The sequence below is a fragment of the Burkholderia sp. MR1-5-21 genome (genome assembly GCF_053427715.1).
On record NZ_JBSAXD010000126.1, the window covers coordinates 1 to 504 of the forward strand.

General features: G+C 59.5%; 1 protein-coding gene. It reads right to left on the minus strand.

Going from position 1 to position 504, the window contains the following annotated elements; genetic code table 11:
• On the minus strand, positions 1-504 hold a 504-nt coding region (locus tag ACV229_RS40715), incomplete at both ends, for a hypothetical protein (RefSeq protein ID WP_448088676.1).

Here is a 504-nt window from a genome sequence, read left to right on the forward strand (position 1 = left end):
TGGATGCCGTTTTCAATCCAAGCGCGCCATTCGCATGAACAGAACCACCCTGATTCGAAAAACCAGCGCTCGCACCGTTCAGCGTCAGATTGTTCGCGGCCGACAGCACACCGCCGGCATTGTTCGCGTTGCTGCCAACGTTCAGTCTGAGGTCGTGTCCGGCAACCGTCTGAGCCCCTTGCGAATTCTTGAGAGTTTGTGCGGTGAGCGCCACATCGCCGTTTCCGCCGATTGTGCCGGCACCGGCTTTGCCGGACACATTCGTGTTCGTGATCGAGGCGCCACCGTCAATCGTTGTCGCGCCAGTTCCGATATTCGCTATGCGGCCATCGCTGTTGTCGACACTCGATCCGGACAACTGGAGTGTCGTCGTTGCGCCGTTGGCTTCGATCTGGCCTGCGCGGTTGTTCACGGCACCACGCGCTGCAACCGTCAGGTTGCCGTTCGACTGAATGAGCCCCGCCGCATTTGTAAGCTGACCGTTCGACTGAACGGACAGCGATC